At 48.0% G+C, this 22886-nt stretch carries 22 protein-coding genes and 1 pseudogene; 2 read left to right on the top strand and 21 right to left on the bottom strand.

What is annotated here, in order from left to right; all coding sequences use genetic code 11:
* Positions 1-275 precede the first annotated feature (275 nt).
* From htpG to ACT89M_RS06240, 5 genes are all read right to left on the bottom strand, one after another.
* Positions 276-2159: a molecular chaperone HtpG gene (gene htpG / locus ACT89M_RS06260; RefSeq protein ID WP_154890806.1), complete on the bottom strand. Its 1884-nt coding sequence runs from the start codon at positions 2157-2159 to the stop codon at positions 276-278.
* A 339-nt stretch (positions 2160-2498) separates the two neighbouring features.
* On the bottom strand, positions 2499-3398 hold the full coding sequence (gene nikC, locus ACT89M_RS06255; RefSeq protein WP_154982713.1) for a nickel transporter permease: 900 nt from the start codon (positions 3396-3398) through the stop codon (positions 2499-2501).
* A 127-nt stretch (positions 3399-3525) separates the two neighbouring features.
* Entirely contained in the window at positions 3526-4530 is a 1005-nt protein-coding gene (locus tag ACT89M_RS06250) for an ABC transporter permease (protein WP_308722435.1), read from the bottom strand.
* Positions 4527-4655, bottom strand: coding sequence for a hypothetical protein (locus ACT89M_RS06245; RefSeq protein ID WP_261769367.1), 129 nt, complete (start codon positions 4653-4655; stop codon positions 4527-4529). The genes ACT89M_RS06250 and ACT89M_RS06245 overlap by 4 nt, the downstream gene beginning before the upstream one ends.
* A 64-nt stretch (positions 4656-4719) precedes the next feature.
* Complete coding sequence (locus ACT89M_RS06240) at positions 4720-6369, bottom strand: ABC transporter substrate-binding protein (protein WP_308722554.1); 1650 nt, start codon at positions 6367-6369, stop codon at positions 4720-4722.
* 1067 nt (positions 6370-7436) lie between these two features.
* Between ACT89M_RS06240 and ACT89M_RS06235 the strand changes: the two genes are divergently transcribed.
* Positions 7437-7994, top strand: coding sequence for a helix-turn-helix domain-containing protein (locus ACT89M_RS06235; protein WP_261771607.1), 558 nt, complete (start codon positions 7437-7439; stop codon positions 7992-7994).
* A 30-nt stretch (positions 7995-8024) separates the two neighbouring features.
* Positions 8025-8504 (top strand): YbaK/EbsC family protein, encoded by a 480-nt coding sequence (locus ACT89M_RS06230; protein ID WP_308722434.1) that lies wholly within the window; start codon positions 8025-8027, stop codon positions 8502-8504.
* A gap of 143 nt (positions 8505-8647) precedes the next feature.
* Here the strand turns inward: ACT89M_RS06230 and ACT89M_RS06225 are convergent, their stop codons facing one another.
* The 16 genes and pseudogenes from ACT89M_RS06225 to ACT89M_RS06150 form a co-directional block, all read right to left on the bottom strand.
* Complete coding sequence (locus ACT89M_RS06225; RefSeq protein WP_487345305.1) at positions 8648-9664, bottom strand: glycoside hydrolase family 25 protein; 1017 nt, start codon at positions 9662-9664, stop codon at positions 8648-8650.
* A gap of 447 nt (positions 9665-10111) precedes the next feature.
* Positions 10112-10513 (bottom strand): annotated as a pseudogene (locus tag ACT89M_RS06220) (phage holin family protein); the annotation flags it as partial.
* A 377-nt stretch (positions 10514-10890) separates the two neighbouring features.
* Positions 10891-12660 carry a phage tail protein gene (locus tag ACT89M_RS06215; RefSeq protein ID WP_261771609.1) on the bottom strand — a complete coding sequence of 590 codons (1770 nt, stop codon included), beginning with the start codon at positions 12658-12660 and terminating at the stop codon, positions 10891-10893.
* The gene (locus ACT89M_RS06210) at positions 12660-13265 is read right to left on the bottom strand and encodes a YmfQ family protein (protein WP_154958566.1); all 606 of its coding nucleotides are present in this window, start codon (positions 13263-13265) and stop codon (positions 12660-12662) included. The genes ACT89M_RS06215 and ACT89M_RS06210 overlap by 1 nt, the downstream gene beginning before the upstream one ends.
* Positions 13258-14397, bottom strand: coding sequence for a baseplate J/gp47 family protein (locus ACT89M_RS06205; protein ID WP_308722432.1), 1140 nt, complete (start codon positions 14395-14397; stop codon positions 13258-13260). Before ACT89M_RS06205 ends, ACT89M_RS06210 begins: the two co-directional genes overlap by 8 nt.
* Before the next feature lie 4 nt (positions 14398-14401).
* The gene (locus ACT89M_RS06200; protein WP_308722431.1) at positions 14402-14857 is read right to left on the bottom strand and encodes a DUF2634 domain-containing protein; all 456 of its coding nucleotides are present in this window, start codon (positions 14855-14857) and stop codon (positions 14402-14404) included.
* Positions 14850-15260 (bottom strand): hypothetical protein, encoded by a 411-nt coding sequence (locus ACT89M_RS06195; protein WP_308722430.1) that lies wholly within the window; start codon positions 15258-15260, stop codon positions 14850-14852. Before ACT89M_RS06195 ends, ACT89M_RS06200 begins: the two co-directional genes overlap by 8 nt.
* Positions 15253-16242, bottom strand: coding sequence for an XkdQ/YqbQ family protein (locus tag ACT89M_RS06190; protein ID WP_308722429.1), 990 nt, complete (start codon positions 16240-16242; stop codon positions 15253-15255). The genes ACT89M_RS06195 and ACT89M_RS06190 overlap by 8 nt, the downstream gene beginning before the upstream one ends.
* Positions 16239-16868 carry a LysM peptidoglycan-binding domain-containing protein gene (locus ACT89M_RS06185; RefSeq protein ID WP_154890943.1) on the bottom strand — a complete coding sequence of 210 codons (630 nt, stop codon included), beginning with the start codon at positions 16866-16868 and terminating at the stop codon, positions 16239-16241. The genes ACT89M_RS06190 and ACT89M_RS06185 overlap by 4 nt, the downstream gene beginning before the upstream one ends.
* A 56-nt stretch (positions 16869-16924) precedes the next feature.
* Complete coding sequence (locus ACT89M_RS06180; RefSeq protein WP_487345069.1) at positions 16925-18673, bottom strand: hypothetical protein; 1749 nt, start codon at positions 18671-18673, stop codon at positions 16925-16927.
* 25 nt (positions 18674-18698) lie between these two features.
* The gene (locus ACT89M_RS06175; protein ID WP_186811683.1) at positions 18699-18842 is read right to left on the bottom strand and encodes a hypothetical protein; all 144 of its coding nucleotides are present in this window, start codon (positions 18840-18842) and stop codon (positions 18699-18701) included.
* A 14-nt stretch (positions 18843-18856) separates the two neighbouring features.
* The gene (locus ACT89M_RS06170; protein ID WP_090918338.1) at positions 18857-19291 is read right to left on the bottom strand and encodes a phage tail assembly chaperone; all 435 of its coding nucleotides are present in this window, start codon (positions 19289-19291) and stop codon (positions 18857-18859) included.
* Positions 19292-19446: 155 nt separating this feature from the next.
* Positions 19447-19854 carry a phage tail tube protein gene (locus tag ACT89M_RS06165; RefSeq protein WP_123063182.1) on the bottom strand — a complete coding sequence of 136 codons (408 nt, stop codon included), beginning with the start codon at positions 19852-19854 and terminating at the stop codon, positions 19447-19449.
* A gap of 198 nt (positions 19855-20052) precedes the next feature.
* A complete protein-coding gene (locus ACT89M_RS06160; protein WP_487345068.1) occupies positions 20053-21516 on the bottom strand; it encodes a phage tail sheath subtilisin-like domain-containing protein in 1464 nt (487 codons plus the stop codon).
* Positions 21516-21716, bottom strand: a complete 201-nt coding sequence (locus ACT89M_RS06155; protein WP_154958572.1) for a YqzN/YkzM domain-containing protein — start codon at positions 21714-21716, stop codon at positions 21516-21518. The genes ACT89M_RS06160 and ACT89M_RS06155 overlap by 1 nt, the downstream gene beginning before the upstream one ends.
* Positions 21717-21899: 183 nt before the next feature.
* Complete coding sequence (locus ACT89M_RS06150; RefSeq protein ID WP_308722417.1) at positions 21900-22808, bottom strand: hypothetical protein; 909 nt, start codon at positions 22806-22808, stop codon at positions 21900-21902.
* Positions 22809-22886 lie beyond the last annotated feature (78 nt).

Below are 22886 nucleotides of genomic sequence, written 5' to 3'. Positions count from 1 at the left end.
CTAGCCGACTGTCTCTATTTTGAGTGATTATACACAACATCTGCGGTTTCGAAAAGCAAAATCCGTCTGTCATGTCATCTCTTCTTACATCAACATATGATGCACAGTCCTCTCTATGTATATTATACCCTGCAAGACTACTGTCTGTGCATAGAATGAAGAACTGTACGTGGATAGTTGAGCCGGTGAGTGTTACCTCGATATAAAAGAAAACCCGACAGACGAATGACGTCTTGTCGGGTTAAACTTTAAATGAAGTTTTAAATCTAGCAGATCTATACCATCACTTTGCAGATATCATTCGTAAACTCTACCGGGTCTTGAATCGGCAATCCTTCAATCAGTAATGCTTGGTGATACAAGAGGCTGGTATACAGGCTGAGCTTCTCTTTATCCTGTGCAAAAGCATCTTTCAACGATTTGAACACATCATGGTTCACGTTGATCTCCAGCACTTTATCCGCTTGAACATCTCCGCTGTTTGGCATAGCTTTCAGCACTTTCTCCATCTCAATCGTCAAATCACCCTCGGTGGACAAACATACCGGGTGGCTGCGAAGACGTTTGGACGCTTTCACCGCTTTAACTTTGCCCTCCAGCTGTGCCTGCATCGCTTCGAACAATTCTTTGTTGTCATTGTCCTGCGCTTCAGTCTCTTCTTTTTCCGCACTGTCTTCAATACCAAGATCACCACTGGAGATGGATTTGAACTCTTTCTCCTTGTAATTCGTAATCATTTTGATCGCGAATTCATCGATATCGTCGGTGAAGTAGAGCACTTCGTACCCTTTTTCCAATACGCCCTCGATCTGTGGCAGTTTCTCGATTCGGCTGATGGACTCACCCGCAGCATAATAGATATACTTCTGATCTTCCGGCATTCTGGAGACGTATTCGTCCAGGCTCACAAGCTTGCTCTCTTTAGAAGACGTGAACAGCAACAGATCCTGCAATGTATCTTTGTTTGCGCCATAATCGCTGTATACGCCGTACTTCAGCTGACGACCGAACGCTTGATAGAACTTCTCGTAGTTCTCGCGCTCGTCTTTGAGCAGGCTTTGCAGTTGGCCTTTGATTTTGTTTTTGATATTCTTCGCAATCAGGCTAAGCTGGCGGTCGTGTTGAAGCATCTCACGTGAGATGTTCAGAGACAGATCCTCGGAATCCACCATCCCTTTGACAAAACCAAAGTAATCTGGCAACAGGTCGCCGCACTTATCCATGATCAATACGCCGTTGGAGTATAACTCCAGACCTTTTTCATACTCTTTGGTGTAGTAGTCAAACGGTGTATTCTCCGGAATAAACAGGATCGCATTATACACCACCGCGCCGTCCGCGCTAATGTGCAGATGTTTCAGCGGTTTGTCAAAACCGTACCGTTTCTCCATATAGAAGTTGGTATAGTCTTCTTCGGTCAGTTCGCTTTTATTTTTACGCCAGATCGGCACCATGCTGTTGACCGTTTGTTCTTCCTTGTAATCCTCGAACTCGTTCTCCGTACCTTCCTTCGGACGGTGATTGGTTACATCCATTTTGATTGGATAACGAATGAAGTCAGAGTATTTCTTGATGATGGATCTCAGGCGGTACTCTTCCAAAAACTCGTCATACGAGTCTTCTTCGGTATTTTGTTTAATCGTTAGAACGATTTCTGTACCCACGGTATCTTTTTCCGCAGGTGTAATCGTGTACCCGTCAGCACCTTCGGATTCCCATTTCCAAGCTTCGTTGCTGCCCAGCGTTTTACTCGTTACCGTCAGCTTGTCCGCCACCATGAACGCCGAGTAGAAACCTACCCCGAATTGACCGATAATGTTATGGCCGTCTTTGGCTTCGTTTTCTTTTTTGAATGCCAGGGAACCACTCTTCGCAATGACTCCGAGGTTGTTCTCCAGCTCTTCCTGTGTCATACCAATCCCTGTATCGGTAAGGGTAAGTGTGCGATTTTCCTTGTCAATGGTAAGCTTGATATAATAGTCCTCTTTGTTGAAAACGAGCGTGTCGTCCGTCAATGCTCTGTAATATATTTTGTCGATGGCATCACTGGAGTTGGAGATCAGTTCTCTGAGGAAAATTTCTTTCTGTGTGTAAATGGAGTTGATCATCATATCCAGCAAACGTTTGGATTCTGCCTGAAATTCTTTTTTAACCGCCATGAATGAAGTGCTCCTTTCGAATTTAGGTATCAAATGATTCAGTTGAGTACAGAGGCAAGCTGAGCCATATACGACTGAACCATTCCATATGTAGTGGTGTGATTAGCTTCATTTGTTAGCACTCAAAGACTCAGAGTGCTAAACCCTTCTTTTTATATAACATATGGGAAAATTGGGTGTCAATACGAAAACGGTTATTTTAACAAAATCATGGATTTCATTCTGTAAAAAACCGATTAAACTTCTATACTGACAACCACTCTTCCCAGTGTAACGCACTTGCTCCAGCAATACAAAAACCGCCACGAATTGAAATTCGGGACGGTTGGGTGATATCGGTTATTTCTTCGCCATCTTTGGGTCAAGAGTGTCACGCAGGCCATCGCCCATCAGATTGAAACCAAGTACCGTCAGCATAATGGAAAGACCGGGAAAGATGAGCGTCCACGGAGCCTTTTGGATGTACTGACGTGAATCCGAAAGCATCTTGCCCCACTCCGGGTCCGGTGGTTGCGCACCCATACCTAGAAATCCGAGCGCCGCTGCCTCGATAATCGCTGTACCGATTCCGAGGGTACCTTGCACAATAAGGGGCGTAAGACTGTTTGGTAAAATGTGTCGAAACAAGATTCGGCCGTTCCCCGCTCCCAATGTCCGTGCCGATGTAATAAACTCTTCCTGCCGCAAGCTAAGTACACGCGATCTCACCAACCGTCCATACGTTGGAATATTCACGATCGCAATGGCGAGCAACGCATTCTGCAAAGAAGGGCCCAGAATCGCGACAATCGCGATCGCCAGCAAGATGCCCGGAAATGCCAGCAAAATATCAAACAGACGCGAGATCAGCATGTCCGCCCATTTTCCATAGAACCCCGCAACCAGTCCAAGAAGTGCTCCAGCAACAATAGACCCAATGACGGAGAAAAATCCAACCCACAGCGATATTCTTGCACCATGAATTACACGGGAAAACACATCCCGTCCCAGGTCATCCGTCCCGAACCAGTGCTCAGCCGACGGAGCTTGAAGCCTGTCCTGTAGCACCTGCTCTTTGTAATCATAGGGCGCAATATAGGGGGCAAGGAAGGCTAATACGATGAAAAAAAGAATAATGATCACCCCTGCCAACGCAAGCCGATTCCGCCGAAACGTCCTCCACGCCTCACGCCAGGGACCCGATCTACTCGCGCTGACTGCGTCAACGGTTTGTCCGGTATTGGTCGACAATTTGGCCATACAGGTTCTCCTTTGCTGAACTTAGATAATGGAAGAGATAAACGGTTTGTTTACACAGAAGAATAAACCAGCCATCGGGACTTTATCGTTGTATCGTAGGATGCTTTGCTCTGCTATCCTGTCCCTCCTACTTGTAACTGATTCTTGGGTCAAACACCGCATAGAGCAAATCTACGATCAGATTAATCAATACAAAAAAGAAAGCTACGATCAGGATTCCGCTCTGAATCACAGGATAGTCCCGTGAACTAATCGCTTCATATATGTAACGCCCTACACCCGGCCAGGCAAAAATCGTTTCCGTCAGCACAGCTCCCCCCAGCAGAGACCCCGTTTGAATGCCGATAACAGTCAGCACGGGGATAAATGCATTCTTCAGCGCGTGCCCGTATACGACAAAAAACGGCCCCAATCCTTTCGCCTTGGCGGTACGAATATAATCGGAACTCATCACTTCCAGCATGCTGGAACGTGTCATGCGCGCAATCACAGCCATCGGAATGGTCCCCAGTGCTACACTTGGCAGAATCAGATGTTTGGTCACCGTCCACAGCTGGTCCCAGCGTCCTGCAAGCATCGTGTCCAGCACATACAAACCTGTAATCGCATCCACCGGATCACGTGCATTCATTCGTCCAATGGACGGTAGCCATTGCAGTTTGTTAGCAAACAGCCATTGCTCCATCAACCCGAGCCAAAAAATCGGCATGGATACCCCTACAAGCGCAATCACCATGCAACAGTAATCAAACCAGGAGTTGTGCTTCCAAGCACTGACAATCCCTGCATTCACACCAATAATGACAGCAAACAACATACTTGCCATCGTAAGTTCGAGTGTCGCTGTCAGATAAGGCACGATTTCCTGGGCAATAGGCACCTTGGTGCGAATAGATGTGCCCAGATCCCCTTTCAGCAAGTCGCCTAGATAGGCGAAATATTGCTGGAACCAGGGTTTGTCCAGTCCGAGCTGATCCCGGAGAGCCTGCTTGGATTGTTCCGTTGCTTTTTGCCCCAGAATCGTCTCGGCCGGATCACCGGGTATTGCATGGATGATGGAAAAAACGATCAACGTCATGCCCAGCAAAACGGGCAGCAGTACCAGCACACGTTTGACAATATAGCTGTTCACTTCCAGATCACCTGCCCTAAAGGGTTCATCTGCATGATTTCAACTTTGGCAAAATCAAAGAAATAGCGCTGGCGAACACGTATGCTTTGGCTCGTCACGACCCGGATGTAGAATCTAATAAGCATTGCATGTCCGCCAGCGCATAACTTGGTTTAACACTTGCGTTTCATTTATTTTCACTCGAAAGTTTTATTCAAAATAAGCCCCCACATACGATTCCGTTCCCAGCGGAGAGGTTACAAAACCCTTCAGGCTGGCTTTCCCGGCAAGAATCGGTGTGGTATGCACAAGTGGAATCCAAGGAGCGTCTTCCTTGATGATGACCTGAGCCTGTTTGTAAAGCTCGGCACGTTTATCCTGATCCGTCTCCGTTTGTGCTTTGGTGAGTAAGGAATGCAACTCTTCATTTACATAGTAGCTACGGTTGTTGCCTGGAATGGCGTCTTTGTCCAAAAGTGTATACAGGAAGTTATCTGGGTCACCGTTATCCCCTGTCCAGCCGAGCATATAGAGATCATCCTTCTCCCCGGCTTTGGAATCTTCCAGATAGGTTGCCCACTCCGGAGATTCGATGGTTGTTTTGACACCAATTTTCTCAAAATCCGCCTGAATTGCTTCAGCTACCTTCTTGCCATCTGGCATGTACGGACGGGATACAGGCATGGCATAAAATGTTACCGGATCTGGCAATCCGTCAGGGAAGCCGGCTTCGGCCAGCAACGCTTTTGCTTTTTCCAGATCATACGCGTAATCTTCGATCTCATCATTGTAACCCCATAGAGTAGGTGGCATCGGGTTAACCGCAGGCTCTGCCTGTCCAGCAAAGAACGCGTCAATAATGGCCTGTTTGTTCACGGCATGGTTCAGGGCTTGTCTGACTTTCACGTTATCAAACGGTTTTTTCTTAAAATTAAACCCGATATATGCCACGTTGAACGGCGGACGTTCAATCTTCTGTAGCTCGCTATTGCCTTCCAGAATGCTCAGATCATCCGGATTCAGGTCTTCCATAATATCGATCTCGCCATTTTGCAATGCATTGAAACGAGCCGTGTTATCCGGAATGGAGCGCACAATTACCTTGTTCAGCTTCGGAAATCCTTCCCTCCAGTAGTCTGCATTTTTCTCCAGCGTGATGGAGTCGTTCCGTTTCCACTCTTTGAATACAAATGGGCCGGTGCCGACAGGCTCACTCTTGAAGTTTTCTTTCTTCTCCTGGATGGCAGCCGGACTGCCAATGCCAAACGGAGTCATCGCAATATTTTGCAGGAAAGGAGCTTGTGGCTGGTTCAGGGTAAACTCCACTGTCGATTCATCGAGTGCCTTCACTTCTTTGATCACACGCGCGCCATCTGGCCCAAACATGGAATCATAATAGTCGAAGGAATCACCTTCGAATTTATATTCACTTGCCGGATCGCTCCAGCGATTAAAATTAAACACTACGGCATCCGCGTTAAAGTCAGTTCCATCATGGAACTTCACCCCGGATTTCAGCTTAAATACATACTTTAGCCCGTCCGCGGAAATTTCCCAGCTCTCAGCCAGCGCCGGAACCACTTCGGTTCCGCCCTCTTTGTAATCGAGGAGCGAATCAAACACCTGATGCCCGATCTTGAGGGATTCCCCATCCGTTACGATCGAAGGGTCAAGCGCAACCGAATCTCCGCCGCGTCCCATAATCATCGTATCCTGGGCGGCTGCTTCTGTTGGAGGTTCATTACCTTCAGCAGGTGCCGGCGTTCCTTCCCCGCCATCTTTGCTGCTGGAGCAACCAGATAACACAAGTACGGTACTCAGTGCCAAAGTCAGTAAACCGGACATCCATTTTTTTCTCATTCGCATACGTACAACACCCTTCCCTGTCTCATAATGTGTGTGATGATTGCGACCGAAAAACGGTACCTCTGGCCGTGCGTGCGATGATGTGGTGGCGATGCGATGCTATTTAATTTGAACTAAAATTGATTTACACAGGCACTCCGATGACAGAACAACTTTCAATCGCTGTTATCCCCAGATTTTTTTGATCCTCTTTGTCCTCAGATAAAATCCGGTGATAAAGGCGAGCGCTTCACTTTTCCAGTTTTTTCTGTCCTCTCCGTTTTTGTGTAAATGAATCGTTCAACAAATAGCTAGTCATCAGATAATCCCTAGTTGTAATTTTTGTATCATCAATTAAAGGCTTTATATGCCTGCGATACCTGTGTTGAAGTGTTGAGAATTTGGAAACGAGTTAAATTAACAGAGCGAGAGGATACCATAGATGTAGAAGCATTGAAAAGCCTGGATCAACGGATCACCAGCGTGCAATTCATGTATTTGAACCAAGGTCAATTCGGATCAACAAACTTACCCTAGAATAGGGAAAAGAATAGATCGCAACATTAGCTTTGGGACGTTCGTTCCGTGAGTTTGTCTTCATGAGGTGTAAGATCAATTTGATCCATATACGGGTAGAAAAAAGGATAGAACAGATCGACACTACAATAACTTTTCATGTTATGGTTTTGTCATGATGAGGAGGTTTGTGTATTAAATCGTGGTGAAAAACATTTTCGTGTAACTTACTTTACATCACATTTACCAATTAGACAAGAACTTTACAGAGATACGTTTTTAACAATATTACACGCGTCAGAATTAGTGACATTATGTACAAAAAAGGAACACAGCTCGACAATAATCGCCCGTGTTCCTTCCTGTTTTTCTCCAGATTCAGATCTGTTCTATTTGTAAAGCTGACTCATTGAGACTTAACCATAGACGGATCAAATATTTACCTATAAGTATGTCAGAAAATGTTTAAAATAACGGGTAGTTAAGTACAATACAATGTTTGTGAAACGTTCTATATAATGATATATTTGTATAGTATAATGAACAAAAATAGAGGAGGTTACTTCTTGAATGCTATACACATCAGGATAGGAAACAACCTGCAACGTATTAGAAAACATAGGCAGTTAAGCTTAGATAAGCTTGCTGATTTAACAAAGGTTAGTAAAGGTATGCTTCATCAAATTGAGCGAGGAGAAACGCAGCCCACAGTAACAACCGTGTGGAAAATTGCTACGGGACTCAATATTTCGTTTTCATCTCTACTTAAAGAGGATGAGGCAGTAGTATCCATTGCAGCTCGAAAAGAAATTCCAGATTTAACAGAAGACAATGGAAATTGTAGAGTATACTTACTGTTTCCGTTTGACCCCCAAACACGTATTGAAATGTTTACGATTATTCTTAGTCCTACTTGTAACTATGTTTCACTCCCACACAATGATGGGGTTCAAGAGTACATCACGGTTACCTCAGGAGTGTTTAATCTACAGATTAAGGATGAAGTGTACGCCTTACCAGAAGGACAGGCTATAAGATTTGCAGGCAATGTTGAACACCGTTATATCAATAAATCGGACGAAGATGTAACGATACAGGTTGTTATGTATTATGCGGAATCTTAGTCGCATGTAATCATTAAGGAGGGATACACGTTGACAAGTCAACTTAAAGACAGTGCACAACAGGTTCAAAACAAACTAATAGAGTTGGGATATGCAAGTAAAGTCATAGAACTGCCTGACAGTACACGAACTGCACAGGAAGCTGCCGATACGATCGGTTGCGAGGTTGCACATATAGCTAAGTCAATTATCTTTCGACTCAAAAATAACGATAAACCCTTATTGGTTATAGCCAGTGGAGTAAACCGAATTGATGAAAATCAAATTAACACCCATCTGAATGACAGTATAGGAAAAGCTGACGCTGATTTTGTACGCGAACACACAGGATTTGTTATTGGAGGCGTGCCACCTTTAGGACATATAGAGTCAATCATCACTCTTATTGATGAAGACTTGTTACAATTTAAAGAGATATGGGCGGCTGCTGGACATCCAAGAGCAGTGTTTCAATTAACACCCGAAGAATTAGTGCAAATGACAAAAGGACAAGTCATCTCTGTAAAATAAATTAGTGTTAACTTTCTGTTATTTCGCTAACGGGAAACGATACATTTTCAAAACGAAATAGGAATGTGAGTTTGTAGATGGGTAAATTGGAAGCATAAGTTTGCCAAAAGGCAAACTTATGGGTTAAGTCTCACTCATATCATTTACTTTTTAAAAAAACCTCTACGGTGCATCACGGTAATAAAACGATAAAAGTCGTAGCTTGCTCCGTTATCGATACTAAACAACGGATTTTTGGTATCATAGGCCAGTGCTGCATCTACTGCGGCCTTTGCCCAGACAGGAACTTCCATCTGCTGACGTGCCTGTAAACGATCGACCTGTGCCTTCAACGCATCAAACGCGGCTTTTTCTTCGGCTGTCATCGGTTCTCCCCCCTTCGGTGGTACAGTTGGTGGATTCGGATTGGATGGATTCGAAGGTGTGGTGGGGTTCGACGGGTTGCCGGGATTATTCGGATTGGTTGGCTCTGTCGGGTTCGTTGGATTCGTAGGATTCGGGCTTGGCGTAGCTACTGTATATCTCGCTCTAAGCTGTGCCGCTGTTCCCTCGAATTCGTTCATGTCCACGTTACCGCTGATGCCATTTACCTTGCCCGAATCCGTATACTGCCAGAACGTCCAACGCTTCCATGCCGGCTGAGCATCAGGCACCCGTGACGTGCTGTATCGCGCAATCCACAGATCGTAGGAACTCAAAGAAGTATCGAAATTGCTAGCAAATGAATTTCCTGTGTATATGATCGGTTTTACACCTGTGAGACGTTGGATTTCTGTTAAAAAAGCTTTGGCTACCGTATTCATCTGGGCTTTGCTCAGATTGCCGGGGTTATTCTCGTAATCCATAACCGGTGGCAACTGTAGGGCTTTGGCTCCCCCGATCTGGTTCAGCGTATTGGCATAATGCGCTGCTTCAGCCTTTGCAATCTCGACAGACGTTCCGCGGAAGAAATGATAGGTTCCCACCATCATGCCCGCCGCCAGCGCACCGTTTACATTTTTCTGAAAATTCGGATCAATATAGGTCCGCCCTTCGGTTGCTTTGATAAACACAAAGGTCATGCCGCTTGCCTTCACCTTCGCCCAGTCGATATTGCCCTGATACCTGGAGACATCAATGCCCTGCGTGTTGCCCGGGGTTCTATTTTGCAAATTTCTCACACCCTTTATGCGGCTAGTTGCCATTTGTATATAGTTAATGCGGACGGGTTAAATGCTGCCTGTGTGCGTGTCCATTGTTGTAATGAAAATGCTATGAGATCATAGAGTAACAAAGAATAAAAGATAAACAACAGTAATGAATAGAAGGGATGACTCAACGTAAGGAAAGCACCCGTAACGGGTGCCTTTTTCATTGTTGCACTGCTTAGTTATTTCGTCCCTGTTCGTTCTTCACATCATGTTTGAGTAAAAAACTAACTGTTCTATATTAAATCGAACTAATTCAGATACTTCTAGCTAAATACTTTAACTGCTTCTCTTAGAATCTGAATTGTTGTCTTGATCCGCGGCTTTTTCTTTGGACTGTTCATACTCTGGAGAATGATTACTTTCACTTTTGGTATTATCCCACGACGGAGGAGTATGTGACAATGGGATTGGTAATGGTTCCTCCCCCGCCTTTCCTTTGAGCACTTGAATAGCTTGCCGAATAACTGGCGGAATCGGGGCGCCCAGCTTGCCACCATTTTCAATAATGGACAGCAACTCATTCGCGATATAAAAAAAGGCGACCGCATCCCTGAACAAATGTCCGTCTCCCAGAACACCGTCCACCAGATGAGCCACCGACACCATTGCAAATATAAAAACCTTTCGTGCGATGCCAAACAGTCCAACATTACTTTCAAGTTTGCCCGTCATGCCCGCCGCCACGATCCCTGTTAGGTAATCGAGAATAACGAAGACTAGCAGTACGCCGAGCACTCCTGACCAACCACCAAAGAAGTAGTTTGCCGAGCTGCTCATCAGCGCAATTCCCCATTTCCATAGGGTGTCCCATCGTTCCATGGCTTCACCTCCTTTAAACTCATGATAAAAAAAACATAAGTAATAAATTTACAATTCAAATCATTTTCATTAATATCTATATTAAAATATCATAAAATGAAAAGATGCTCTCTACCTGTAATTTCCCTACTAGAGTGGCTCAAATAGAGAACGTTCACGCCAAGTACACCAAGTACAGAACAACCTGCCAACCCCTGTTATGCCCAGATTACCTGCTTGATGTCCTATATTTATGTTGATGTTATTGGCGTTGTCGTTGTAGGGGTCACCACCATACACATACGCCATGAGGCTTGCGAAGAAAGTCAATGCCAGCATGACGAATATGAGTATGCGGTAAAAGTTTTCACGGCTCACAACGCCACACCCCTTTTTGATTATGTCGTTTGTAGCCTTAGTCCGTATGCGGAACTGGTAAAACTAGTAGCAAAACTGCCAGAACCATTAATGTAGACCCCTATAGTCATATCACGAGTACTGTCAAATCCAGCAGGCTTTGGAGGAGAAGCGTATAGTCTGACAGACCCGACATTAGACTGTGGAGTAACGTCATGAAGACCGTAGTTACTCCCCGATAGCAGATACAAACTAGCCGCTACGCCTGCGTTTAGGTCTGCTTGCAGAGTATAAAGACTTAAAGCGTATACTGCCGGGTTATTACCATAAGCCTGTTCTGAAAGACGCCATATAAGTCCGTTTGCATCTCTAAGCCCAAATGCAAGTGACGTAGTAGAACTCGCTATCCTTATACCCCATAAACCGAAGCCAGTAGAATAGTTTGATATAGATATTGTTTTTGCGTTCGCTGGAACTACTGCAAAATCACGCACCCAACCTAGTTGACCCGCTGAAATGTTGGTACTAACGTAGCTTATAACGGGTTCGGATGCCGAGTACGCCCCCTGCTGAATTGCGTTAATCTTTGCCGCTAGTTGAGCCCATGTGTCATTGGTCGAAGCACTGCCACCCTTGGCGTTGATGGCGTTAACCACGCCCTGCTTCGCGTCAACGCCAGATCGCTTTACCGCTTTCAGCTCACTTCCGATATAAGCTAAGTCTCCTGTGAAATCGTAAGGCATGTCTTTTTCCAAGTTGTGTAAATTAAATCTTATACGCGAAAACGCCTTTGCTACTCCAGCGGGCGCGTTACTAACAACAAGCCTTAATTTAATCTGACTTACTCCAGTAGGCATCGTAAGCGTCATCTTTTTGCGATGCCACCACTTTTGGGGGTCTGCATTTAACGTGAACAAAGTTTCGCCATTAGACACGTTTTTAACCTCAATCAGTATATAACTATTTGTGTATGAGCCACTACTAAAAAACATAGCTTGCAGATCATATTTAATGCCAGCATACACAGTCATTGCAACGCTATCCAGTATGGCGTACTGACCAGACGGGACAGCACCATCTACATAAAACATTCCAGTTACATCGCCACTAACGGAGGTATTGAACGGGACTGACCCCCCGCTAGTCCAGCCATCCAAACCAAACAATCCAGTCGAATTAGATAAAAAGTTGGTTGTAGGGTTGTCATTCGGCAAGATCACGTCATCCGCATTGATTATGCGTTTAAGAGTTGGGGTAAAAATCTCACCAGCTGTTGTCGCTACTGAACCAGTGTCGAACATGTAAACTTCCATTTCTTTGGACGATCCAAAAAACCGCAGATAGACGCCACGAGCACCAACAAAAGAATGAGTGTTCTCGAACCGGAACGTCCCATCTGTTGGGTGTAAGTAGCAGTTATTACCATAAAGGGTGCTACCATTCGTATTCGCGGATAAAGCCCCCCATGATTGCATTGTCAACCTACCTGTCAACGCTCCACCCGTACGCGGTAGACTTGCGCCTTTGGCGTTATTCTCCGCTGCCTGTCTTGCATCATTAACCGCCTTGGATGTCGCCGCGAGAGTTTGGCTTGTGCTCTCCGTAGCGTTGCTTAACTGCACCTTCCCTTTCTGCGTCAAAGACGCATCAGGAATGTCCATCTTGCTCACTGCTTCACGAAGTGTATCCAAATCGGCTTGCGTCGCAACGCCTGCGTCAATCTTTTCAAAAACTGCATTAATGCTCTCCCGACTCACAGTTTCATTTCCTAGCGGAAGAGGTAATTTCAAACGATCGGTTTCCTGTGGCATTACGCCCACACCTCCAGTTCATTCCACGTCAGGGACGCGGCATCAAGTTCATCCCAAGTTTTCTGCTTCTTGTCCAGGTCGTCCCAGACCAGATAACGGTATTTATATTCCACGGCCATGTGGGCCGGTTTTAGTTCATCAATAGCTCGTTTCAGATCATCGATATTGGGCGGAATGCCCATCGTATCTACAAAACTCACCGTAAAACTCCACGCTTCTGGCTGAAAAGTGACATCCACCTTGCCCCCGGCATAGGCTTCGGCTACATTCGCGACCTGCCTACCCGAAAACTTACCTGCCCCGCGCAGCTTCGACTCCACCACAGCACGCCGTTGCTCCACAGGTTTGAGACGATCTGTTTCAATGCCAAGCTCCTCCTCCCAAAAATCCAGCCCCCACGTTGCCGTGCGGACAAAAAACTGCTCCAGCGTCTCGTCCAGAGCCTGATAAAGCAGATCCATCTCACTGCCTTTAGCCTGCATATCGGCCCGCATGACGCGCGAAGTCTCATAATACTGAGGCAAATACGAGAACAGCTCCTGCCCTTTCTCACTCGTAAGTCCAACATCTACAGCATTCCTAACCTCAATTCCCACACTACTCATGCACATCCACCGCCCCCAGCACAGCCACCTGGTTGGCGGTCATCTCGATATTCTGGTCGCTTACGCCGTTCACGGTTAGCTCCGAATAATCGATAATCGGCGGGATGTCCAGCAGAATCGCAGCAATACGAGTGTAACGTACGAGTGGATCGGCAAAAGCAAGCTGCTTCAAATACGCGGTAACCCCGCGCTCGATTAATGCCCGGACATCCGCCAGCGTGGCATCACTTGCCAGCGTCAGCTTCACCTGAATGTTCATCGGCACTTCCTCTGCCGGCATCACCGTCACCACAGGTCCAGCCGGGGCAACGCCCTCGCCTTGTCCATCTTGCGTGGGGTCAACATACTTTTGCACCGCAGCCACCAGATCAGATCCGGCAGCGCGCTTGTCCGTATCGAGCAGATACAGCCCAACGCTACCCGGCCCCTGCCATAGCGGGATCACCCGCGTGGCCCCGACACCCGGCACTTCACTGGCCCATTGCACATACTGTGCTTTGTTGCCGCTTGTACCCTGATTGCGGACTTTGGCATAAAAGCGCTCCAGCAGCGCGGTATCTGCCTCGATGTCCGCACCGCCCTTAATGACGTCCGTGTTCACCACGGACGTCACGCCGCTTACCGGTGTAGACAGCACGGTTAACGTGCCTGCGGGTACATTGCTCTCTTTTCCAGCAACAAGCGCACGTACCCCTACACTCCCCACACCATCTTCATCCAGTTCCACACGGCCCACCGTTTCATATTCCAGCGACGCTTCACCGGACACCTCATCTGCGAGCGTAGCTACAACCGTACCTGCTGGCACGACTTTCCCCGGCTCACCCGTAAATTTCACGGTGCCCTGTGCCGCCACCGCCGCCCGGCGTGTAATGCCATGTTCCCCCGCCCGCAAATCCAGCTCCTCCGAACGAAAATTCGGATCATGGCTCGCCGCTGTACTGGCAAATCCACGCCGCAGTAGCTCCTGCGCCCAAAGCGCCGCCTCGGACAGCATAAAAGCTACCGGAGCTTCCGCATCCCACAAAAACGAACCTTCCGACTTGTCCAGATCCGCGGGCAGACGATCCAGCATGCGCTGCATAATCTGTTCCTCCGTCTGGCCCTCCAAATAACGCGGAATCTCAGCCATCCCGTCAGATCACCTCACTTTCCAGAATAAACATCTCATCCTGCACACTCATCACCCGGCACGTAAACCCGCACTGCTCCCGGTCCCAATCGAATGTAAACTGGTCCACCGCGTCCGTACGCGGATCAGCGAGCAGCGTTTCCGTCACCATCCGGGCAATCTCACTTTCCATCACACCGCGGCTATCCCCCTGACCGATCAGATCCTCCAGCTCCGAACCGTAGTCCCGAGAGTAGATCACATGTCTGTACCGCGGAGTTTTCACCGCCTTGATACACCATTGCACCCACGCTTCATGCGCGTCTGCTGTAGCCACCTTGCCACTTGGAGTCAGCACAAAATCACCGGCGTCATAGTCATAGCGCCAGCTTCTTCCAAAACGCACTTCTTCCGAAGCCGCACCCGACAGGTCCTCTTCATCTCCCCAGACCATACCCGTTTCCGGAAACAAACTAGGCATTCGCACTCACCACCTTACACAGCACCACAATATCGTTCCCGCCATTCACCCGCATCGCCAGCACGCGATCCCCGGCTTTCAAACCTTTGCCCAAAGACCAGACTGCTTCTTCCACTTCCTCTTTTTGCAAAAGAAAGCGTCCCGTGCCCGTCGTACCGCCGCCAGCCACGTCAGATATCCCGGAAATCGCGCCAGCTATCTCGCGCTCCGGCAACCCCAGCGTGCCCGGTAGCTCAGCCACGAGATAGTCCTGCACTTCGTGCTTGAAATCGTCCAGCTTCACACCAGACGCCGTGATCGTACCAAGCACCGCGCCCAGACCTCTCACCGCCTGACGGGAATGTGTGCTCATCGCTCCCCGCATCACATCGGCAAACTCCCCGTACGGATCTTCTTTATTCAAGATAAAACCTCCTTTTCACCAGCTCCGCCGTGCCCAGTTCCAGCGTCATCGTGCCCGGCCCGGCTGACAGATCCCGGCTGACAGACATGACGATCAGCTTCAAACCTTTCAGCGTGACCGCGTCTCCAGCGCGAATCGTATTAATATCCGGGGCCGAGATCGTAAACGTCTCCTGTATGCCTGTCAGCTTGCTTTTCGCCAGTTTTTTTGCGGCGGCGACTGTTTTTACCTGATCGTCCTCGATCAGTTTTTGCAGTGTACCCAGTTGCTCTGTATCACTCTGCTCAATCGCCAGCACTTTGGAAGGCACCTCTTTACCGCTACCGCCAGACTCAGACGCTGCCATGACTTTTACTTTCGTAACCGCACCCTCCAGCGTCCGCATCTGCGTCAGATCGATTAGCCGATCCAGCGCGTGCACCTTCGTGTTGCTACCTACCTTAAACAACTGCAACCCGCCAGGCATCATCCGTGGGTGGTACATGTCTCCCCCGGACTTGGCTGTTTCTTTCAGATCGGCAAATATCATCGAAAAAATCGTCTGTGACCGATACACCGCCTTACCCAGCTTGGTCTTGATCTCTGGCAACGTAGCCAGAGGAATTTTCCATTCCTTAGCGTAAGCTTTGAGCCGTTGTACTGCCGTCTGATCCTTGGGAAACAGGAATTCATCCTCCGATTTTTCGAGATAAATCATTCGGTCGTAGACCGTGAGGGACAAACGCTTGGTACCGCTATTGGAGCTTTCCGCTTCCCAAATGACCGCTGGATGGAGAAGATAGACCATTGATTTTTCGCCAAAAGGAACCCCGCTAATCCGTACCGCCATGCCCGGTGAAATCGCAGGAAGACCTGAAGATGCCGACACGGCCAGCCGGATGTTCGCCTGATAGGCAATCTGATCAAGCGAGTCCTTCAGCGTAATCGTTTCGACAAGCTTGGTGATATCGTACTTGTCATCGACAATGACCTTGTAGGTCATGGCATCACCAGCTTTTGCCCCGGCTTGATCCGGTTCGGATCACTGCCGATAATCTTGGTGTTGAGCTTGTAAATCTCGTTCCATTTGGAACTATTTCCGAGCTCAAGCTTGGCTATTTTAGACAGGGAATCCCCGGCTTTGACGGTATACGTCTTGCTATTTTTTTTCAGATCGGTACGTGAACCAGACTTGCTACCAGCAGCACCCGAACCCACCTTCTCCACTTTCGAATCCCGCCACGTTCGCAGCGTCAAATCGAAATATATATCTCCAGGCTCCCCGCCGCGAAAACTCGAGTTGAGTGAAATCAGAAACACGGGTACATTCACTCCGGTTCCGGAGATGATGAAACGCAGTGGTTTCTTGGAGATGAGGAAAGTGTTCAACACATTCATCGCCACGCGTGGATCAGGAATGTCCGTCACCGTACAATAGGATTTATCATACTCTTTTGGAAAAAAAGAAGAGAAGGTGATCTCCTTCACCTTCTCCCCTTGTGCAAAGTCAAACTCGCCATGCTCCAGCATATTAATCGTCTCGTATCCTTTTGATCTGGAAATGTTGACTTCTTCCGGATTCACCGGGAATACAAACGAAGTACTGCCATCCTTCAACGTGAACGACATTTCGTTAGTACCAACTTCATCTTTAAGTGTAGACATATCTGCGGCCTCCTTTCTGCTTAGGCCATAATCGTTTTGCGATTTTGCATCGCCCGGCGGAGCTCGTTCGAGATCCGTTGCCCTACCTGTTGAGTCACAGCATCGTAATCAATTGCGTTCTCGCGGACCGTCACCTGTACCGTTCCCGGCGCTACATTCACCGAGATCTGGTTGGTCGTTTCCGTTTTGAAATCCTTAAGGTAACTTGCCAGACTGCTCATCTGTTCTTCGGAGATACTTACTGTGAGTGGCGATGCTTTACCGCTCTGCTGTCCCGTTTGATTTAACGCCATCGCTTGAGATTGCATCATACTTGTTCCAATCAAACCCGTAGCTGTCGGTGAGCCCAATCGATTGTTCATATAAGCTTCGGGTCCGGTGATCGATAAAAATTCTGGCCTGTACGCTGGCGGCATTTGCGGCGCTGCAGGTACGGAAGGGGTTGAAGCAACGGTTGCAGGCGGAGTAGTCTGTTCTTCTTTTTTCGATCCAAAACCGAAAAAATTAGAAAATCCCTCAGTGAGACTCTTTGCTTTCTCAGAGACGAAGTCAGCAGCACCAGATAACGCGTTGCCTAAACCTTCCGATGCATTGGATACAAAGCTACCGATATCCTTCGCCTTATCTCCAATCCAGCCTCCCACTTCACCACCAGCCCAACCACCAACAGCACCACCAATGTAAGTACCGATTCCTGGCAAAATAAAACTACCAATGGCGCTACCAATCGCAGTACCCGCCGTTCCGCCAATCATGTTCCCCACAGCACGGCCTCTTTCCTCAGCAGGTGCATTGGCGATATTAGCCACATCTGCCAGCATACTGATTGGACCAAGCAATTTCTTTGCACCTTTGGCAAAGCCACCACTTAAATTATCCATCAACCCGTTACCAGATAACATGTCAGTTAAAGACCCCAATGAACTATCCATAAAACCTAAACGACCGCCCCCGCGGATTCTTCTTCTCCCTCCTCTATTACGATTGCGATCGGCCGGAGGAGTTGGGGTATCAGGTACTGGACTTGGTATTGGTGATGGGCCCTGGTTCGTACGACTACTTGATCTTCTTCCACTTCGGTAATTTCGCCTACCCCGATCTGAACTACCACCATCCGTATTCGAAGAACGGACTCTGCGGTTTTTACTTATCTTTCCACCTGTACAACAGCAACATTTAGCTGCAGGACTTGTGGTTGGATCTGAAGCAGGAGGTTCTTCTTTTTTCTTTTTGAATTTTTCAAAAATTCCTTTAACATTATTAAATACATCAAACAAACTGTTCACCTTTTCAGCAGGGTCAAAGACATATGTATCCAACCAACTCTTAGGCTCTTCTTCCTTGGCTGGATTATTGACTGTATTATTATTACTGCCAATGTTCAGCGCCAACGAAGGCCCACTTGCTGGCGTCATTTTCCCCATCGCCACTTCAACCTTTTGCTTCACCTCGACCGACACCGTTCCAGAAGCCTTTACTAACTGATTGCGGAAGCTATTCAGTTTGATCAGCGCACGATCCAAAGCCGGACTTAGCTGATCGTCCAATCCAATTCTCGGTGTGATCCGCAAGCGGCTCAAACGGACAGCGGTACTATAGATGCTTTCCAGTCTGCGTCCGGTGGTTCTCAGCTCATCATTCACTTTGATCAACCCTTGATAACGAACCCGGTTCAAGCGATCTGTGGAACGTTGAATCTGATCCAGATAACGAAGGGTCGTCTTCATTTGTGTGTTGGATTGGGATAACCCGATAATCATTTCTGCCATTTGTTTCACCTCCTGCCTGTTTGGCTTAACGATTCATTTGAGCGGATATGGCCGCCATCTCTTCTTCCGAGAACGCAAGCAAAAGCGAGCGCTCCCCCCGTGGCAAAGACCAGAACTCTCCGGGACGGAGATGATGACGCACCCACATGTGATACAGGAACGTGGTCATCCCGCCGGAGTGAATCAGTTTTTTAGGTCTTCAATCTCCACGCCGAAGCCGGATAGTTCGAGCACTTTGTCACCAACCGCATCCAGTTCACCAGCCAGCAACATACGGCGCACCGCCTGCTCTCCACCTGACAACTTCATACGTCCGGTGATGCGGTTGTCTCCCCAGCCGGACAGTTCCAGTCCGCGTACACTCATTTTCACCGTAGCCTCGGAGATCAGCAGGGCATTAAACGTTTCGGTATCCACTTTTTCTTCGGTGCGCCCCTTTGTCGTTTTACGAATCGTACAGCGCTCGCGAATCTGATCCACTTTGGAAGACGTCAATCCACGCAAGGTGAGCAGCAGATCCAGACGCTGGATACGAACATTTTCTTCTGGCAGACGTTCTGCCGCCTCAAACAACTGATCCAAAATCTGCTCTTCGGACAAATTTTCATTCATACTCATCGGTTAAAAATCTCCTTTTTCTCATGTATTCTCTGAATTCGATGTGCTTCCGTGTATCTCATAATCATCTTAAGACACCAAAAAGACCGAGAGGTTCCCGGTCTGCTTCAGTGCCCTTGCCTATTGTGAACAAATCCAGTAACGTTTCATAAAAATCAGTTCGCTACAATCGGATTCAGCAATTCGAATCCCTCAAAGGTAAAGCCCGTTTCTTCCGGCACTTCCTCGCCTGCCGTCCAGTTCGCCAGCTGAATTTTATCTACCATGCATCCTTTCAGCAGCACACTTTCATGTCCGTACGACTCGGGATCGTCCAGCTTGGAGATAATCTGAAATTTGGTAAAGCCGCGCTTGATCATATCGGACGTAACCTTGTAACCTGTCATCGTACCTGTACCTTTTTTGGCACCGTTTTTGTGAACCTTCCATTCGTTGCCGACAAGATTCAGCTCACGTTTCTCAATCTCTACGCTGGCCTCCAACTTGTTAATATTAGTCTGCCACACACCATCCATATGCAGCTGACCGTGGGTACCGAGAATCACTCTTGATGCATCCAACATGTTTATTTCCTCCTTATTATGGTTGAGTGGTTATTGTTCACATATCATAACGACGTGATCGACATGCTTCTAATTGCTGTATCCCTGGAATTTCGCTGTCCTCTCCGTTATTTGTGTAAACCAACCACTCAACATGTCCTTCTTCTTTTTTTACAAAACGATCTACTAGCCTGTTAGCCTGCTTTCAAGCCTTTTACCTTATTGCACGTAAAACGTACCAAACAGTTGCTCCATCACGTCTGTCAGCTTCACATTCCATTGCAGGAATACCTGATCGGCCTCCGGTTTCAGCACAGGGGATGCGCCATAATAGGCCGGGTCGAGAACAACATCATACCCTTCGGCTTCGATAACATTACTCTGTGCGAGCAACGCCAAATAAGCCTTCATCGCACCAATCAGTGCCTGACGACCTTCTTCGGTATTATTCACTTTACCGATATACGTGTCTTCAGCGGAACGCTGCAAATCTGTATTAATCGCATCCATGACCCGGATCGACCGGATTTTTTTCCACGCATTATTTTGTCCGGCAGCAGGGGTAACCAGCGTATTCACGCCACGGAGAGCTTTAACCCGGCGTCCATCGTGGAAGAAAATAAATACGCCATTCTGTACAGCCTGCTCCTGTTCGGCGCGTGTCCAGCGGCGTGTAACATCATCAAAAGGTGTTGCCGCATATGTCGTGCATTCGTTCAGACGTTGTCCGGCGATAAGACCTGCAACATAAGCCGAGGTCTGTGCGGAGCTATAGAACGCATCGCCCAAACGCACACCCGTGCCCACATTAATCACACCTTCATGGTTCAGCGTAAGGGAGCGCGTTGCAGCCTTCTGAGCTGCCGAAGCGGACGTATCATCTGCTGTGGAGCCACCGAATACAGCCATGACTGGCTTGCCTTCACTGCGAACCCGTTTGACCCACGCCGCAAAGCTCGCAAGCAACGCTGCATCCGCCGCATGATCCAGGGCAAGCACATCAAACTGTTCGCCTTCCAGCGCCCCCTGCAAAACAATGTACTCTGCATTCGTCAGTGCATCATTGCCACTTACACCACCTTTGAAAGCCGCACCCGATACGTTCGCAACCTCCCCAGTCCCTTCTCCAATCGCCTGAGCCGTGATCCAGAGGTTTTGCTCATCGGCATTGATCTCTTTCGCAAGAGTTGCTGAAGTAACATCTGACGTCAAGAGCGCATATAACATCCGATTGCCTTCAAACAAACGCACTTCAAACTTCGTATTGTCGATCACACCTGGCTGAATCGTTACATAGAAGCCATTCGCACGGTCGCCTGGATACTTTGCATCGAGTTGGAGCACATCCGCACCACCACCGTCTTTCAACGTCAGCGTAGCTGCTTTCGCTGCCGAACTTGCCACCCGATAAGCGAGCAGTTTCTTCGGTCCGCCGAGCAAAGCCAGTTTCAAAGACGCATAAGCCGTACCGTTATCCAGTGCATTTGCCGCAAATGTACGTTCAATTGCCGTTTCACTGTTTACTTCCACAAACGTGTCCACCGGACCCCAGTTAGCCTTGACCGGCACAACGACCGTTCCACGACTGCCCGCCTGAATAGCCGAAGACGCCGCCGCCTGAAAATTCATATACAATCCCGGAAGGACCGGACGATTTGTTTGTTCCCAAGTTCCACCTGCCATTATTCATTCACCTTCGCTTTCAAAAATTGGTTGATTCTTGCCTGTGCTTCTTCAATGGAAAACGTCTCGTGCGCCGCTTCGAACAGCGCACCAGCCAGCACCTCTGCCTTCACGGCAAAGAGGGCTTCCGAATGATTCATCAGTTCAGCCCGCGTATACTGCGGGAGAACCGGTAACTTTTTTTTCAAAAAGCTTGCCATGTATCTCTCACCTCGTTGGTTTAACAAAGTTCAAATGATCTCGTCTCACCTATGAATTTTTGATCCTGTAATCTATAAAATTTCTACGAAGAAGCAGTCTTACTAAAGCTATGAGTCTACATAAGCTAAGGTATAAAACGATCTGAAACTATCCCTTAGTGATAGCTTCTCTGGGGCTTACTTTTACTCGATTCCTTTGTTATGGTGGATCTCACGCATAAGAGGTGCACTTGTAACCGGACGACGGATTCGCTGTGTTAATGTCAGACGAATCTGTCCATTCAGATACGCATCGGCTTGCAAATCCGCTGTTACCTCATCTACTGTCACATAACGTGTATGACTCTCGCCGATCGCGTTAGCTCCAGCTTCCTCACTATCCAATGGAGTCATTGGAATCCGCGATTGAAGTGCCAATTGCTTGACCAGATAACTTGCCGCGTGATCCGTCAGAATTGTATCATCGGTAAGAACATGCCCGATCCACTGTTTGCGTACTTCAAGCGCCGATGTTCCCGCCACTGCGGTACTGTTCCCGTTTAATCGCCACAGTACAGACGGCATCCTATACCCACCTGGCCAACTATTGGCATACACAGACCAGTTCGATCCTAGCATGTTCGCTGTCCAAAGCTGCAGTGCAACAAGCCAAGGATCACCCATGACAGGGCTATTCCCGGCGGCGCCTTGCGGTTCAGGAACGTACACACCAAAGCGCAAACTACGTGTGATCAAACCTGAGGCAACATCTGCACGGTCGCTGTCCGTAGAACCCAGATAGAGGCAAGTAAAAGCTCCACCTTCCTCATCCTCCAGCCGCACCTGATGCAAGCCCGCGATTAACGATGCTGACCAGACCTCCACCAGCTCTGCACCCCCGTCTTCCGATCGGGCATACGGTGAAATCTTGATGATTCGCCTGTATCCTGCCCAAGCTGACTTCGGTACTTCTTCGGCAAAAGCAACAACTGCGCATGGACCTGACAACACTTCACCCGAAGCGGGAATATCCTGCACGCGCCCTTCCCAAGCAGGTATAAGAGCCGCAAGCTTCTGCTTTAACGTCTTTTTAATACGTGTGCTAATAGACACATTCATTTCGCCCCCTTCCGCCGTAAAAGTGAATACTGCCGCATGTTACAGCAACCATGTGGCAGTTCGGGACTCCCC

It is taken from the genome of Paenibacillus sp. NN59, from assembly GCF_057597225.1.
The sequence above is the reverse complement of the archived record's forward strand: the minus strand, read 5'-3'. Positions and strand labels throughout refer to the sequence as shown.